The organism is Nonomuraea sp. NPDC003707 (assembly GCF_053587055.1).
Genome location: NZ_JBSFNK010000016.1, coordinates 61,211 through 76,561, shown reverse-complemented (window position 1 = coordinate 76,561; position 15,351 = coordinate 61,211). Strand labels below are relative to the sequence as shown.

The window sequence follows — 15,351 nt, the reverse complement described above, 5'->3', positions numbered from 1 at the left end:
TCCTCTCAATTGCGCCCCTACCCCCGCTTTCAGGGGCAAACATCGCGAGTGTGTACCCTGCCGACGTGTTCGACGCTGACGTGAGCATCGCCACGGAACGGCTGACACTGCGGCCGTTCAGCCTCAAGGACTCCGCCAGGATCCGCTCCATCGTGCGGTCCGGCGCCCGGTTCCTTCCGCCCGGAGCCCCCGAGAAGACCTCCGGCATCCCCCGGTGGCTGTCGATCGGGGTCCACGAGCTGCGCCGCTCGGGGCAGGGCCTGCATCTGGCCATGGTCGACGCCGAGGGCGTCATCGTGGGCGCGATCAGCCTGTTCAAGACCTCGTGGACCGCGGGGACGACCGAGGTCGGGTACGGCGTCCACCCCCTCTACCGGGGCCGCGGCTTCGCCACCGAGGCCGTGCGCGGGCTGGTGAACTGGGCGTTCGGGACCGTCGGGCTGCGCCGGGTCGACCTGACCGCCAAGCTGGACAACCTCGCCTCGCTCCGCGTGGCGCTGAAATCCGGCTTCACCTGGGAGGGTCTGCTGCGCGACGCGGTGCTGGACGAGGACGGGCCGCACGACCTGGTCATCTTCGGCCTGCTGGCCTACGACCGCCGCCGGCAGGCCGACGCCCTGCCCAGGACGGAGCTGCGTACCCAGCGGCTGCTGCTGCGCCAGCCGGCCGCCGAGGACGCGCCCGACCTGGCGGCCACCGTCGCCGATCCGGTCACCCAGGCCATGACGGGTTATCCGCGCGACTACACGCAGGAGCACGCGCGGGCGTCCGTCGGCACGGCCGAACGAATACGGATGAGGGGCGCGGGCATCACCTGGACGGTCGTGGAGCGGGACACCGAGCGGTTCGCCGTGAACGTGGACCTGAGGGACGTCGACTGGGCCCACAGGTCGGCCGAGATCGGCTACATGACCGCGCCGTGGGCCCGCGGCAACGGGTACGCGGGCGAGGCCGTGGTGGCGATCGCGCGCTGGCTGTTCGAGCGGCAGGGCTTCAGAAGGCTGCAACTGCGCGCCCTCGCGACGAACACGGCCTCCCAGCGGGTGGCGGAGAAGGCGGGCTTCGTCCGCGAGGGCGTCGCCAGGTCCTCGCTGGGCGGCCAGGACGTGATCGTCTACAGCCTCATCCCGTCCGACCTGGCCTGAGGGCACACCGGACTGACCTTCGTACCCTTTGTGAAACCCGATCGCAGCCGTCACCCTTGAGGTGAGGACGGTGAGGCGTGATGATCACGGTGGTCGGGTGGGACGGGCACGAGTTCTCGGCCAAGGCGGTGGACAAGCTCCGCGAGGCGAAGCTCGTCGTGGGCCCCGACGCCGTGCTCGGGCAGCTCAGGCTCTCCGCGCCGACCGCGGCCGACGGCGCGCTGCTCGAAGTTCTGGACGATCACCTCGAACACGGAGAAGGTCCCGCGGTCGTGGTCGCCGAGGGCGATCCCGGATTCTTCGGTGTCGTCCGCACGTTGCGGGCCCATGGCCTCAAACCGGAGGTGGTGCCGGCGATCTCGCTGATCACCCGCGCCTTCGCCCGTGCCGGGCTCAACTGGGAGGACGCGCTGGTCGTGGCCCCGTCCGGCCCGGGCCAGATCGACCGGGTCGTGAACGCCTGCCGGGCCCATCCCAAGGTGGCGCTGCTGGTCGCGCCCGGCGTCGGCCCAGGCGAGATCGCCAGGGAGCTGGCGCCGACCACGCCCCGCGCGCTGATCGTCTGCGAGGACCTCGGCGGTCCGGACGAGCGGGTCACGCACAGCCGCATGGGCGAGGCCACCACCAGGCCGTGGAAGGACCCCGACGTGGTCCTCGTCATCGACCCGCTGCACCAGCCCAAGGAGCCGGGCTGGCTGGCGGGCGCGCAGCCGGGCCCGGCCGAGTGGGCGCTGCCGTTCGAGGGGGCGCTGCCGCCGGAGGTGCGGGCGTTCATCCTGGCCAAGCTGGGCCCGCGGCTCGGCGACCTGGTCTGGGACGTGGGCGCGGGCGAGGGCGAGATCGCCGTCGAGTGCGCGCGGATGGGCGCCGCCGTCGTCGCCGTGGAGCGCGCGGAGGAGTCCTGCGCCCGGCTGCGCGCCAACGTGCTCAAGCACGGCGTCAAAGTGGCTCTGACCAGGGGCCAGGCGCCGCCGGCGCTGGAGCCGCTGCCCGACCCCGACGCCGTCTACGTGGGCGGCGGCGGCCCCGACGTCGTGGTGGCCTGCGCCGCCCGCGGCCCGCGGACGCTGGTGTGCTCGCTCAGGAAGGTCGAGCAGGTCACGGCCGTGCTCCAACGGCTGCGCGAGCACGGCTACCGTGGCGAGGGCACCCAGATCCTGGCATCTAGACTGACGCTCGACCCCGACGGCTCCCACCGTCTGACCGCCTCCGACCCCGTGTTCGTCGTGCATGCGACCCCCGCGCACACAGCGTGACCTGTTCCCTACCGGGGCGCATCGGTTATCCTCGCCTGTCTTTGTCTAACGCACCGGAGATTCCCTCATAATGAAGCCGCCGCTCCTGCTGATCGGGCAGGGCTCACAAGATGACGCCTACGCCGCGGAGTTCGGCAGGTTCGTACACCGGCTGCGTTGCCGGCTGGACCAGACGGGCGCCGACGTGTCCGGTGGCTACCTGGAACGTGCCTCTCCGCGGCTGAGCGACTCCGTCGCCTCCCTCGTCGCCAAGGGGCATCACCGGCTCGTGGCGCTGCCGATGAGCCTCAGCAGGATGAGCGAGGAGTTCCCGGCCGCGATGGAGCTGGAGCAGAAGCGGCATCCGACGCTCATGTACAACTACGGCCGTCCCCTCGGCCCCGACCCGCGCGTGCTGGGGCTGCTGGCCGAGCGGCTGAACGAGGCCGCCGCCGAGATCTCCAAGCCGCGCGCCCTGGAGCTCGTCGGAGCCAGGCCCCGGCTCCGCGCGGTCGACTCCCTGCCCGTCGAGGACCACCCCGTGCACATCGAGCCCGGCGAGACGGCGGTCGTGCTGGTCGGCGAGGGCTCGACGGACGCGACCGCCAACGCCGAGATCCACCGGGTCTCCCGGCTGTTCTGGGAGACGTACGCCTACGACTTCATGACCGTCGAGACCGCGTTCGTGTCGGTCACCCCGCCCGGGGTGCCCGGCGGGCTCGAGCGCTGCCGCCGTCTCGGGGCCAAGCGCGTGATCGTGGTGCCGTACCTGCTGTTCGCGGGCGGCATGCTGGAGCGCGTGTGGGCCCAGGCGCTGGCGTACGGCGCGGGACACCCCGATCTCGACATCCGGTGCGCCGAGGTGATCGGCGACTGTGAGACCCTGGCCGACGTCGTGATCGATCGATATGAGGAAGCGCTCCAACTCGTCCCGTAAGTGGAGGTTTGCCGTGCTCGCTGAGACGCTCGCCGCGATCCGTCCCGCGGATCCTCGAGCCATCGCCGAGGCCCGCGCGTACCAGGACCGCCTCACCAAGCCCCGCGGCTCGCTGGGCGCGCTCGAGGAGATCGCGGTACGCCTCGCGGGCGCCGCGGGTGCCACCCCGCCGCCCATGCCCGAGCCCGCGGCGCTGGCCATCTTCGCCGCCGACCACGGCGTGCACGCGCGTGGCGTCACCCCGTGGCCGCAGGAGGTCACGGTGCAGATGGTGGCCAACTTCCTGTCCGGCGGCGCGGTCGCCAACGCCTTCGCCGCCCAGGCAGGCGTGTCCGTGACGGTCGTGGACGTGGGCGTCGCCGCCGACCTGCCCGACGCGCCCAACCTGGTCAACCACAAGATCGCGTACGGCACCGCCGACCTGTCCGAGGGCCCCGCGATGAGCGTCGACCAGGCGGTCAGGGCGCTGGAGGCGGGGATCGGCGTGGCCCGCGACCTGGTGGCGTCGGGAGCCCGGTGCCTGATCACCGGCGACATGGGCATCGCGAACACCACCGCCTCCGCTGCCCTGATCGCCGTCTTCGCCGGCCGTGACCCGGCCGAGGTGACCGGCAGGGGCACGGGGATCGACGACGAGACGTTCGACCGCAAGGTGGGCATCGTCCGCGAGGCCCTGCGCACGAACGGCCTGTCGGGGGCCCTGGCCACGCCCAGCGACGCCCTGCGCGCCCTGGCGGCGGTCGGCGGGTTCGAGCACGCGGCCATCGTGGGCTTCATCCTGGGCGGCGCCGCAGCCCGCGTGCCGGTGATCCTCGACGGCGTGATCGCCGGCGCCGCCGCCCTCGTGGCCGCCGCGCTGGACCCGGCCGCGCTCGACCACTGCATCGCCGGCCACCGCTCGGCCGAGCCCGGCCACGCCGCCGCGCTCGCCCACCTCGGGCTGCGCCCGCTGGTGGACCTGGAGCTGCGGCTGGGGGAGGGCACGGGCGGCCTGCTGGCGTATCCGGTGGTCTGCGCGGCCGTACGGGTGATGCATGACGTGGCGACGTTCGATTCGGCGGGAGTGACCGAAAAGACCGTGTGATGATGGAGGCCCTGGAGGTGAGCGGTGTCCCGTTACGGCCCCATGTACGGTCCTGACATCACGTTCCTGGGCGTGGACCGGTGCGACGTCAACGATCCGGCCTCCTACGAGGACGCCGACGTGGTGATCGTCGGCGCCCCCTTCGACGGGGGCACCAGCAACCGCCCCGGCGCCAGGTTCGGCCCGATGGCGCTGCGCCAGGCCTGCTACCTGCCGCACGACGGCTCCAGGCCCAGCCTGGCGCTGCGCGTGGACGCCCTGCGCGACCTGCGGGTGCTGGACGCCGGTGACGTCGAGTGCTACTCGGGCGACGTCGAGGGCTCGCTGGCCGCGATCGAGGAGGCGGTGCACCGCGTGGCCGCCTCCGGGGCGATCCCGCTGGTGCTCGGGGGCGACCACACGGTGGCGCTGCCGGACGCCCGAGGCACCGCGAGGGCGTACGCGCCCGGCCGTACGTCGATGATCCACTTCGACGCGCACGCCGACACCGGGAACATCGCGTTCGGCCACCTCTACGGGCACGGCCAGCCGATGCGGCGGCTCATCGAGTCTGAGGCCATCCGGGGCGACAGGTTCCTGCAGATCGGGCTGCGCGGCTACTGGCCCGAGCCGGAGACGCTGAGCTGGATGGCCGCTCAGAACATGCGTTCGTACGAGATGACGGAGATCGTGGCCCGTGGGCTGGAAGAGTGCCTGACGGAGTCGTTCGCGATCGCGCTCGACGAATGCGACCAGATCTTCCTGTCCGTCGACATCGACGTCTGCGACCCCGGCCACGCTCCCGGCACCGGCACGCCCGAGCCCGGGGGACTGACCGCCAGGCAGTTGCTCGATGCCGTTCGCCGCATCTGTTACGAACTGCCCGTGGCCGGAATGGAGGTGGTCGAGGTGGCGCCGCCGTACGACCACGCGGACATCACCGCCTACCTGGGAAACCGGGTTATCCTTGAAGCGCTTTCAGCGATGGCCAGACGCCGGAAGGACGCTCAGGGCGGGCCTCGCTGGGACCCGCGGCAGCCCCTTCTCGACGGTCGTTGACCCGTGCGCAGCAAATGACGCTTCCGGAGCCGGTAGGTTTACGTCCTAACACAGAACCATCGCGAACGGGAGATTCCCCCCATGGGCCCCTACCTCCTCGGCCTGCGGCTTTCCGGCCGCCGGGTCCTCGTCGTGGGCGGCGGGCGCGTCGCACAGCGGCGGGTTCCCGCGCTGCTAGAGGCCGGTGCGGAGGTCACGATCGTGTCGCCGAGTGTGACGCCGGCGCTCGACGACTTGATCGCCGCCGGCAGGGTCACCTGGCACGACCGGCCGTACGAGGTCGGCGACTGCGACGGTGCCTGGCTCGTACAGGCCTGCACCGACGACAGATCCGTCAACACGGCCATCGCCGCCGAGGCGGAGGCCAAACGCGTGTGGTGCGTGCGGGCCGACGACAAGGACGCCTCGGCCGCCTGGACGCCCGCCACCGGGCGCGTCGACGAGATCAACGTCGCCGTCACCGCGGGCGGTGACCCGCGCAGGGCCGCCGGCATCAGAGACGCGGTCGTGGAAGCTCTGCGCGACGGCACGGTAGACGCCCGGCGCAACCGCACCAAACCGGTCGGCGTGGCGCTCGTCGGCGGCGGCCCCGGCGATCCCGGCCTCATCACCGTGCGCGGGCGGCAGCTCCTCGCGCAGGCCGACGTGGTGGTCGCCGACCGGCTCGCGCCCCGGGCCCTGCTCGACGAGCTGGCCCCCGACGTCGAGCTGATCGACGCCGCCAAGGTCCCCTACGGCCGCTCGCTCTCCCAGGAGACCATCAACGAGCTGCTCGTGGATCGAGCCAGACAGGGCAAGTTCGTGGTCCGGCTCAAGGGCGGCGACCCGTTCGTGTTCGGGCGCGGCGGCGAGGAGATGATCGCCTGCGCCCGGTCCGGCATCCCCGTGCTGGTGGTCCCGGGCATCACCAGCGCCGTGGCGGTGCCCGGCTCGGCCGGGGTGCCGGTGACGCATCGGGGCGTCAGCCAGGAGTTCCACGTGATCTCCGTGCACGTCGCGCCCGACGACCCCAAGTCCACCGTCGACTGGCCCGCCCTGGCCCGTTCCCAGGGCACGCTGGTGCTGATGATGGCCGTCGAGCGGCTGGCGAAGGTGGCAGAAGCGCTCATCCGAGACGGACGTCCCCCGGAGACTCCCGCAATGGTGGTACAGGACGGTACCCTTCCGACCCAGCGGGCGGTCACCGCTTCCCTTTCCACCGTGGCCGACCGCGTGTCCGCGGCTGGGATCCGGCCGCCGGCGATCGTCATCGTCGGCGACGTCGTGAGGGTCGGCCAGGAGGTCGAGATGGTTCGAGCGGAGCGCTTGCCGTGAACACGGCCATGGATGATGGGCGGCAGGAGTCACCGGGAGAGCAGACGTTGAGCTTTCGCCCGGTGGGTGACGAGGACCTGACAGAGGTCCAGGGCGACGACGCCTTCGATGCCTTCGGCACGAAGAAGGCGCGGAAGAAGCCCGCGGCTTCCCCCGAGCCATCGGCTCCAGGGGAGCGGGAGGCTGCCGCGGCTTCCACGGGGCCACCGGCGCCGGAGGAGCCCGCGGAGGCGGTTACGGCTGACGACGACGTGCCTGAGGAGGCCGGCGATTCCGTGGAGAGGCCTTCCCTCTTCGTGAAGCCCGCCGCGCTCGGCGGTCCAGGGCCTCGCAAGGCGCCGCCCGTACCCCCGTCTGACGGGGAGGAGCCGCGCGGCGAGCAGCCGCCCTTCGATGCCTTCGCCACGGAGGACCCGTCCGAGGAGCCCGAGGCGTCGTCGCTGGACGGGCCGGCGGCACTCGACGAGCAGACTCAGGACGACGTGGCGACGGAGGACGACGAGCCTCAGGACGCCGAGCCGGGCGATGAGCAGCCTCACGGCGTGGAGACGGCCTCCGGGCACCCCCAGGACGTGGAGTCGGCCTCCGGGGAGCCTCAGGGCGCGCAGGCGGCCGATGAGGAGTCGCAGGCCGAGCCGGCGAACGACGAGCATTCTCAGGCCGACGAGCATTCTCAGGCCGACGGGGCTGATGGCGACGAACTACCGCAGCCCGAGCCGGCGGATGGCGACGAGCCGGAGGCCGAGCGGCAGCCCCGCGATGGCGATGAGCTTCGTGATCACGAAGAGCCGCAGGACGGCGACGAGCCCCGTGACGGCGCGGAGCCGCAGGAGGGCCAGGAGCCACAGGGGAGCCAGGAGGCGGCGAAGGGCGAGAAGCCCGGAGGCGGCGCGGCGACCGGGGAGAAGTCGGGCCGCGGCGAGGCGCTGCCCGCCGAGGCCGCCAAGGTGCTCACGGCGGCCCTCGGCACACTCCGGGAGAGCGTCGCGGACCTGCGCTTCGGCCTCGACCTGCCCGGCGCGGACGAGGCCAGGCAGACGCAGGCCGAGCTGCTGGCCCAGCTGGAGGGCTACGTGCTCCCCCGGGTCAGGACCAGCGCCGCCCCGGCCCTGATCGTGGTCGCGGGCTCCACCGGCGCCGGCAAGTCCACCCTGGTCAACACGCTGGCCGAGAAGAACGTCTCGCGCACCGGCGTACGCCGCCCGACCACCGGCACCCCCGTGCTGGTGTGTCACCCGGAGGACCGGAAGTGGTTCGCGGAGGGGGAGCTGCTCGCCAGCCTCCAGCGGCTCGACAAGCCCGCCCCGGAAGCCGGGGCGCGGAGCATGGTCGTCGTCGCCACGGAGAAGCTCCCGCAGGGCGTCGCGCTGCTCGACACCCCCGACATCGACTCGGTCGTCGAGGAGCACCACGAGGTCGCCCACCGCATGCTCGACGCCGCCGACCTGTGGATCTTCGTGACCACCGCGGCCCGCTACGCCGACGCCCCCGCCTGGAACCTTCTGAAGCTGGCCAAGGAGCGCGGCGCCCGGCTCGCGATCGTGCTGTCGCGGGTGCAGCCCCGGTCGACTGAGGTGGTTCTGAAGCATTTCGTACGGATGCTCACCGAATACGGCCTGGGCGAGATCGACAGGTTCGTCATCAACGAGGCGAAGGTCAATGACGGCCGGCTGCCCGACAGCGAGGTCACCGACCTGCGGCTCTGGCTGGCCGAGCTGTCGGTCGACGAGGAGCGCAGGGCCCAGGCCGTGCGCGAGACGCTCAACGGCGTGCTCAACAGCTTCCGTACCCGCGTACCCGCGCTGGCCAGGCACCTGGAGGGGCAGGTCGCGTTCAGGACGGAGCTGCGCAGCGACGTGGAGGCGGCCTTCCGGGGCGCGCTCGGCGAGGTCGACAAGGCGTCGAAGAACGGCTCGCTGCTGCACGGCGAGGTGCTGGCCCGCTGGCAGGACTTCGCGGGCTCCGGCGACCTCGTGCGCTCGCTCCAGGTGCGCAAACGCGGCCGGTCGGACAAGCACGCGCCGGAACGGGTGCTGGCGTTCAAGGCGGCGATCCGGGCCGGGCTCGAGGCGGTGATCGTCGCCGCCGCCAACCGCGCCACCGAGGAGGTGGTCGCGCGCTGGCGGCACCGTTCCGAGCTGGGCGCCAAGCTCGGTGAGGGCCTCGACAGGCCCTCCGACAATCTCGTACGTCACGCCGGTCGCGCCATCGCGTCGTGGCAGGAGCACCTGAGCGAGCTCGTACGCACCGACGGCGTGGCCAAACGGTCGGTGTCGAAGCTGGTGTCGTTCGATCCCGACTCGCTCTCGTTGATCTTCACGGTCGCGATGTTCAGCGGGACCAACGGCGAAGGGGTGCCGCACCGGCTGGTCAACGCGCTGCTCGGCGCGGAGTCCCTGCGTGGCATCGGGGCCAAGGCGCTCAGCGATTTGCGGGCCAGGATCGGCATGCTGTTCGACGAGGAATCCATGCGTTACGTGCAAGCCCTCGACACCGCGGGCATTCCGGACGAGTCCGTGGCGACTCGCCTCTACCAGGCGACGTACAACCTCGAGGTCGCCCGATGACCACCATGGCGACCAGGCCCGGGCTGGCTCCGCGGTTGTCCGCGCTCACCAAGGTGGTGGAGCACGGCCCCGGGCGGCTGGACAAGAAGCTGCTCACCGAGGCCAACACGCTGCTGACGCAGGCCGGAGACCGGCTCAAGCTGTCCTCCGAGCACACCGTCGTCGCGCTGGCCGGCGGCACGGGCAGCGGCAAGTCGTCGCTGTTCAACGCCATCTCGGGGCTGGAGCTGTCGCCCACCGGCGTGCGCCGGCCGACCACCGCCCGTACGCACGCCTGTGTGTGGGGGCTGGAGGGCGCGGGCCCGCTGCTCGACTGGCTGCAGATCCAGTGGCGGCACCGATTCTCCCGGGCCAGCGCGCTCGACAAGGGCGACAGCCAGCTCCACGGGCTGATCCTGCTCGACCTGCCCGACCACGACTCGATCAGGGCCCTCACCGACACCGAGGCCGACCGGCTCATCGGCCTGGCCGACCTGGTGGTGTGGGTGCTCGACCCGCAGAAGTACGCTGACGCGTCCACGCACCGCCGCTACGTGACGGAGCTGGCCGGGCATGACGCGGTGACCGTGTTCGCGCTCAACCAGGCCGACAGGCTCACCAAGGAAGAGCTGGCCGAGCTGGTCATCGACCTCAACGACCTGCTGCGCCGCGAGGGCGTCGAGCATCCCAGCGTCGTACCCACCTCCGCGGTCACGGGCCGCGGCATCGAGAGCCTCAGGAGCGTCATCGCGACCGCGGTGGCCCGCAGGCGCGCCGCCATCCAGAAGCTGGAGGCCGACCTGCACCGGCTGGAACAGCGCCTCAGCAAGGCCATGCCGCTGGGCGAGGCCCTGTCGGCGCCGTCCTCGGTCGACGAGGCCCGCCGGATGGGGCTCACGGACGCGCTGTGCGACGCGGTGGGCGTACCGGCCGTGGGCGAGGCCATGGAGAACGTCTACGCCGAGCGGTCGAGCCACTGGGTGGGCTGGCCGTACCCGCGGTGGTTCTCGAAGTTCCGCTCGGACCCGCTCAGGAGCCTGCGCCTGCAGGACCTGGGGGAGGAGATCCGCGGCATCACGACCGGCTCGGTGAGCGCGCAGTCGGCCGAGGTCGCCAACGCCGTACAGGCCCTCGCCGACGGGTTGTCCGGTGGGATGCACCCGGTGTGGCGCACCGGGGTCCACCAGGCGGCCCGCTCCCGCTCCAGCCAGCTCCCGCAGGCCCTCACCGAAGACCTCACGGAGATCGCGCCGCAGCTCGACCGCGTACCCGGGTGGTGGCGCGCGCTCAAGGTGTGGCAGTACGTCCTGGTGGTCGCCTTCGTCGCCGGCCTGGCCTGGCTGGCCGCGGGCCTGCTGATGCCGGGACAGCTTCCTCCGGCCCTGGAACTGCTGGGCGACAGCGCGACGCTGCCGTGGGTGGGGCTGATGATGGCGTCGGTGCTGGGCCTGGGAGCACTGTCGGGCATCGCCTCCCGCAACTTCGTGGAACTGGGGGCTTCGCGGGAGCGGGAGCGTCTGGAGCGCGAGATGCGCCGCCGCGTGGCCGCCGTGTCGACCACGATGGTCGTGGAGCCGGTCGAACGCGAACTGACCCGCCACCACGCCTTCTACACAGCCCTACGCGACCTGTCCCCCTGACCCTCCCCCGCCCCAACACACCTTCCACACCTCCACCGGCCAGGGCCCGCCCCGCTCCCGTCCTATGACCATCCGGACCCACGTCCCACGGCCATCCGGACGCGCTCCACGGCCATTCGGAGCCGCGTGTTACGGCCGTTCGAGACCGCGTCCCACGGCCGTTCGGGGTCGTGTCCCACGGTCGTTCGAGCCCGCGTGCTACGCCCGTTGAGGCCCGAGTCCTATGGCGATTCGGGCCCGTGCCCTACGGCTGTTCTGGGTCGCGTGCGGCGGCCGTTCGGGTCCCCGTGCTATGCCCGTTTAAAGCCCCGTCCCACAGCCGCGTTCGGGCTTGCGTGCTGCGGCCAGATGCGTCGGCGAGTCATGGCCCCTCGGCGCTTACGCGCTGTAGCCGGATGCGCTCGCCAGCCACAGCCCTGATCTTCGACGCTCGCCTGCGATGGCTGGCCGTGCCTGCGCCCGTCCTACGGCCTTTTGCGCCCGCTCGCTGTGGTCAGATGCAGCTGCGAGCACCGCCAACCGGCACCTTTGAGCACCGTTAACCGGCACCTTCGAGCTTCGGTCAGATGGCCCGCGTCCCACGGTCATTTGTGCCGGCACGCAACGGCTCGATACGCCGACAGGCCCTTAGCATCGCCGTAGGTCGGGCGGGCTGACACCTCCACCGTAAGCAGCTTCCCCACGGCAGATAACCACCAACAGCCTCCCCTCGCGCAAAAGCCCCATTGCCCCGACAGAGGCCTCACCGCCAACAGTCCTCTCATCCACAGGCTCAACCCCATACGGCCCTGCTCATCCACAGAACCCCGTTCCAGAGCTCGTGCCCAAGCCCATCCCCGGCACCCTGATCCCAGATCGCGGGCAGCCGGCCCGCCGCATGGGAGGCACGGGATGAACGACATTTACATCACACTCACCGGCAACGTCGCAGCAGAGCCGAGGCAGTACAGCTTCGATGACGGCAGCAAGGTCACCTCGCTGAAGGTGTTCTCCTCACACCGCTACTTCGACAAGAAGGCGGGGCAATGGGTGGACGGCGACAGGGTGTGTTTCACGGTCCGTTGCTGGCGTACCTTGGGCGACAACGTCGCCTCCTCCATCCGGGCGGGACACCCTGTGGTGGTCTCCGGCAAGCTGCGCATCCGCGAGTTCGGCCCGGAAGGTGACCGCCGCTTCGTGCCCGAGATAGAGGCCAGCGCGGTCGGGCACGACCTGCGCTGGGGCACCGGCGTCTTCGCCAAGCCGGACCGTTCCGGAATCACCTCGATGAGCAGGGAGATGCGCGACCGCCTGGACGAGGAGACGCGCGACTGGGCCATGGGCACCCGCAGCTTCCGAAACCTCCCCCGCTCCGGCTCCACGCTCGAACCCAACCCCTTCCACGCCCTGAGCACCGACCGCGATTTCCCCAGCCCCTCGGGATCGGACGACGCGGCACACACCCAGGAGTCCGAGGCCGACACCCTGCGATCAGGAGAAGCCGCCAGCACCGCAGACTCCTCAGAGGGTGAGGACAACATCATGCGCTCCGTAGGGGAGGCGAGCGGCAAGAGGCGCACCCCGAGCCCGGGAGACCACACGGTCCGCTTCCTGGGCCCCGAGACCGACGAGACGACGAGCAAGGTGGGCGTCGACGAGGAAGACGGCGACGCCGAAGAGCCCGTGATGGAGGAACGAGCCGCGGCGTAGGAGCACACGAAGGGGCACCGCTCGGCCAACCGGTGCCCCACACGCCCAAAGGGGCGAACCCAACTGAGAAGCCGACCGTCTGCGGTGCCACCGGTGTCCCTCACGCTCAGGGGGGCGGACTCGGCGGTGAGGTCGACGGTTTGCGGCGCCCACCGGTGCCCTTCACACCTGAGGGGCGGACGCTGACCGGCCAACGCGGCGCTTCCCTTTGCACATGCGGACGCCACGGCCGGGACCGCAAGACGCCGCAGCACCAGCGCCATCGAGCGCAGGCGCGGAAGGGAAGGCGGAAGGGAAAAGGCCCCTCGAACGGACAGCATCGAGGCAGCCGGTCCTCAGAAAGGGGGAGCGGAAGGCGAGGGCTTCTCGAAGGGATGGCGCGACTGGAGAATCCGGAGACGAGCTACGAGGCAGCAACCGCAGAAGACGAGGTCTTCGTGAGCGGAGCTGCGGCAGGAGGCGTCCTCGCGAGTGGAGCTGCTGCGACAGAAGCCTTAGGGGGCGATTCCTAGTGAGCGGAGTGGCGGCTGCAGCGACAGAGGGAAAGCCTTCGCGAGTGAGTTGCGACGGCAGTAACCGGAGAAGGACAGCGCCTTGGCATATGCCGAGGCCATGGCCGCGACAGGAGAAAACCGGGACGCGGTTATCGGAGCGAGAAATGCAACGGGGAAGGGCACTGGAGAGTCAGGCGAGAGAAGAGGGAGTAGGCGAAGCCTGAGGTGTAGGGAAGGGCGTGGTCAAAGGGAAAACTGAGGCGAAGGGGAAGGTGAAGGGAGGCGAAGGGGAAAGCTGAGGTGTAGGAGGAAGCTGAGGTGGAGGGGGAAGCTGAGGTTTGAGGTATAGGGGGAAGCTGAGGTGGAGGGGAAGGAGGGGGGAGGGGGCACCGGCCGTGGCCCGTTTGACTGGCACCCCCGAGGGCGGCCGATGGTGTGTTGTCCGCGGCAGATGGCTAGAGCATCTGTCAGGTCCAGGTCACGCCCCGCACCATGGCTGCTCCTTTCCGGCACGGCTGTCCAACACGACCCACTCGCGGCATGAGCAGGTGTGTGTAGTCAGTGCCAACGTATCCGTTCCCATCGCACATCGCACACTCCGCAATTATTGTGTTACACATCGTTAGTTAGGGAGGAGACGAGATGGCGGCGACCAGTCACGCCTCGATCGGTTCTCGCGACGGTGTGTCAACTTTGGCCGGCCGCTGGCCGTTGCTCGGGCAACGTCGCCCGCTCGTGATCTATTTGTGTGCGATCGTCGCTCTCGACCTTGCCGCGATCATGGTGTTCGCGGTGACCACCGCCTTCCAATGGTGGGACCTGGTCACGTTCAGTGCTCTCATGGCGTGCGGCGCGGTCTGCATCGAGGCCAGTCGGCGGCTGGGCATGCCCGCCGGCGTCTCGCGAGACCTGCTGTCGGCGTGGTGGCTGCCGGTTGCGCTGCTCCTGCCGCCGCTTTACGCCATTTTCGCGCCGATCGTCCTGCAGATTCTGCTCCAGGTACGCGTGCGCGCGACCGTTCTCTACCGACGGGTGTTCAGCGCGGCCGCCATCGGTCTGGCCGGGTGCGCGGCGTCCGTCACGTTCCACTGGGTGATCGAGGACCCGTGGGTGCTGTCGCTCGGGAGCGGACCGCCGATCCTCTGCGCGGTCGGGGCGGCTGTGCTCTTCTCCCTGCTCAACATCGCTCTCATCGCCATCGCCGCCCACACCGCAGACCCCGACATGCCGTGGCGGGAGGTCCTGTGGGACAGGGAGAGCGTGCTGCTGGACATCGTCGAGCTCTGCCTGGGCGTGACGGTCTCGATCTGCTGCGGACTCAACCTGGCCCTGCTGATCCTGACGCTGCCGCCGGTGGTGCTGTTGCAGCGCAGCCTCCTCCACGCCCAGCTCCAGGCCGCAGCCCGTACAGACGCCAAGACAGGCCTGCTGAACGCCGCCGCCTGGCAGCGCGAGGCCGACACCGAAATCGTCCGGGCCCGCCGGACGGGCGAAACCCTGGCGCTCCTGATCATCGACATCGATCACTTCAAACGGGTCAACGACGCCTACGGACATCTGGTCGGCGATCAGGTGTTGGTGGGGGTGGCGTCCACGTTGCGCAGCCAGCTGCGGGACTACGACGTTGTGGGGCGGTTCGGGGGCGAGGAGTTCGTGGTCCTCCTGCCTGGCGCCGACATCCACGAGGCCCGCCAGGTGGCCGAACGCCTCCGCACCCGCATCGGCCACATGGCCATCCCCGTCGACGACGCCCTCGTCAGGGTGACCATTTCGACGGGGGTCGCGTTGATGAGCGTGCACGGGGACGACCTGATCGACCTGCTGGCGGCCGCTGACCTGGCGCTTTACCGGGCGAAGGAGCTGGGGCGGGACCGTGTCTGCATTCCCGTCGTCCAATCACCCCCTCCTCCACGTTCCCTCCCCAGCGACGATCACAACTCCTGACCTACTGAGCCCCACTGGGTTGGCCGCCGGCTCCGCTTGGGATGCCGGTTCGGCGGCCCCATCCGCCCCACTGGGTGGGCTGCCGGCTCCGCTTGGGATGCCGGTTCGGCGGTCCCGTCCGTCCCACTGGGTTGGCTGCTGGTTCTGGCGTGCGGTGCTGGTTCGGCGGTCCCGTCCGTCCCACTGGGTGGGCTGCTGGTTCTGGCGTGCGGTGCTGGTTCGGCGGTCCCGTCCGTCCCACTGGGTGGGCTGCTGGTTCTGGCGTGCGGTGCTGGTTCGGCGGTC

Annotated in this window: 10 protein-coding genes; all 10 read left to right on the top strand. The window is 70.7% G+C overall.

What is annotated here, in order from left to right; genetic code table 11:
* The first annotated feature begins 65 nt into the window (after window positions 1–65).
* Complete coding sequence (locus ACWDRB_RS35420) at window positions 66–1,145, top strand: GNAT family N-acetyltransferase (protein ID WP_397367400.1); 1,080 nt, start codon at window positions 66–68, stop codon at window positions 1,143–1,145.
* Between the two features lie 80 nt (window positions 1,146–1,225).
* The gene (gene cbiE / locus ACWDRB_RS35415; protein WP_350731892.1) at window positions 1,226–2,401 is read left to right on the top strand and encodes a precorrin-6y C5,15-methyltransferase (decarboxylating) subunit CbiE; all 1,176 of its coding nucleotides are present in this window, start codon (window positions 1,226–1,228) and stop codon (window positions 2,399–2,401) included.
* A 70-nt stretch (window positions 2,402–2,471) separates the two neighbouring features.
* The gene (locus tag ACWDRB_RS35410; protein ID WP_449901127.1) at window positions 2,472–3,317 is read left to right on the top strand and encodes a sirohydrochlorin chelatase; all 846 of its coding nucleotides are present in this window, start codon (window positions 2,472–2,474) and stop codon (window positions 3,315–3,317) included.
* Between the two features lie 13 nt (window positions 3,318–3,330).
* Window positions 3,331–4,401 (top strand): nicotinate-nucleotide--dimethylbenzimidazole phosphoribosyltransferase, encoded by a 1,071-nt coding sequence (gene cobT, locus ACWDRB_RS35405; protein WP_350731620.1) that lies wholly within the window; start codon window positions 3,331–3,333, stop codon window positions 4,399–4,401.
* A 24-nt stretch (window positions 4,402–4,425) separates the two neighbouring features.
* Window positions 4,426–5,439 (top strand): agmatinase, encoded by a 1,014-nt coding sequence (speB, locus tag ACWDRB_RS35400; RefSeq protein ID WP_397367403.1) that lies wholly within the window; start codon window positions 4,426–4,428, stop codon window positions 5,437–5,439.
* Window positions 5,440–5,520: 81 nt separating this feature from the next.
* Window positions 5,521–6,753: a uroporphyrinogen-III C-methyltransferase gene (cobA, locus tag ACWDRB_RS35395; protein ID WP_350731616.1), complete on the top strand. Its 1,233-nt coding sequence runs from the start codon at window positions 5,521–5,523 to the stop codon at window positions 6,751–6,753.
* A gap of 275 nt (window positions 6,754–7,028) precedes the next feature.
* A complete protein-coding gene (locus ACWDRB_RS35390) occupies window positions 7,029–9,320 on the top strand; it encodes a dynamin family protein (protein ID WP_449901122.1) in 2,292 nt (763 codons plus the stop codon).
* Entirely contained in the window at window positions 9,317–10,939 is a 1,623-nt protein-coding gene (locus ACWDRB_RS35385) for a YfjP family GTPase (protein ID WP_350731613.1), read from the top strand. The genes ACWDRB_RS35390 and ACWDRB_RS35385 overlap by 4 nt, the downstream gene beginning before the upstream one ends.
* Before the next feature lie 891 nt (window positions 10,940–11,830).
* Window positions 11,831–12,628, top strand: coding sequence for a single-stranded DNA-binding protein (locus ACWDRB_RS35380; RefSeq protein WP_449901120.1), 798 nt, complete (start codon window positions 11,831–11,833; stop codon window positions 12,626–12,628).
* A gap of 1,229 nt (window positions 12,629–13,857) precedes the next feature.
* Window positions 13,858–15,066: a GGDEF domain-containing protein gene (locus ACWDRB_RS35375; RefSeq protein ID WP_449901118.1), complete on the top strand. Its 1,209-nt coding sequence runs from the start codon at window positions 13,858–13,860 to the stop codon at window positions 15,064–15,066.
* Window positions 15,067–15,351: the final 285 nt, after the last annotated feature.